The sequence below is a fragment of the Dysgonomonas termitidis genome, from assembly GCF_042654545.1.
GTDB classification, from domain to species: Bacteria; Bacteroidota; Bacteroidia; order Bacteroidales; family Dysgonomonadaceae; genus Dysgonomonas; species Dysgonomonas termitidis.
Map to the genome: position 1 here is coordinate 1 of NZ_JBHSGN010000214.1, position 690 is coordinate 690.

The following is a 690-nucleotide window of genomic DNA, read 5'->3' on the forward strand; positions in this document are numbered from 1 at the left end:
ACGCGGATCACGCTGCAACTGCGACACACTGGTCACCGAGGCCAGCGCCTGGCTGAAGCCTGCATAGGCCGATTCGTTGGCAAAGAAATAAAAATCGTAGGTTCCCGGCCTGAACTTTATCCCGCGGCTCCGGCTTGCGAAACCGGCGGGAAAATCCGGCAGGCCATTGTAAACGGTATTGCCGCCTGCATCGAAAACCATCATCCGTACTTCGCTCACCCGGTCTTCCCCGCCCGCGTCTTCATTGATGCTCCCCGAAGAGGCTTTTACCGACAGGTAGATATAAGACTGGCCCGCATCGGGGTTCTGCGGGTCTTCTTCACGGCAGCCCGTTAGCAGCAGTAGCCATACGCAAAGCCGGATATATAGGAGCGTCCTGGATTCCATCGTTTTCATAAGTCGGTCGTATAGCTGTGTACCAGCCAGTTATTCACCCAAATTTCCGTAATCATATAGGTCCCGCACCGGCACTGGTCTTTGGCCGTGAAACGGATCGTGAAATCATGGTCGCAGGCCAGGTTCACTTCCGGGTTTTTCAGCAGCAGCGTTCCCAGCAGGTCGCCGCGGTACAGTTCGCTGTTATCCGCCCTGTTGCGTATGACCAGCGAAGTGTTGCAGCCTGTGGCCAGTTTCAGTATGGTCAGCCGTGCTTCCAGCAGGCTGCCGGTAAAGGCCGCCTGTGAACCGTAG

General features: G+C 56.4%; 2 protein-coding genes. Both read right to left on the reverse strand.

Features of this window, described 5'->3' with window-relative positions; translation table 11 throughout:
• Window positions 1-396 (reverse strand): fimbrial protein (locus tag ACFO6W_RS26265; RefSeq protein WP_380002123.1); only part of this gene is annotated, 396 nt, incomplete at its 3' end.
• Window positions 393-690: FimB/Mfa2 family fimbrial subunit (locus ACFO6W_RS26270; RefSeq protein ID WP_380002125.1), on the reverse strand; the 298-nt coding region annotated here is incomplete at its 5' end. The genes ACFO6W_RS26270 and ACFO6W_RS26265, both read right to left, overlap by 4 nt.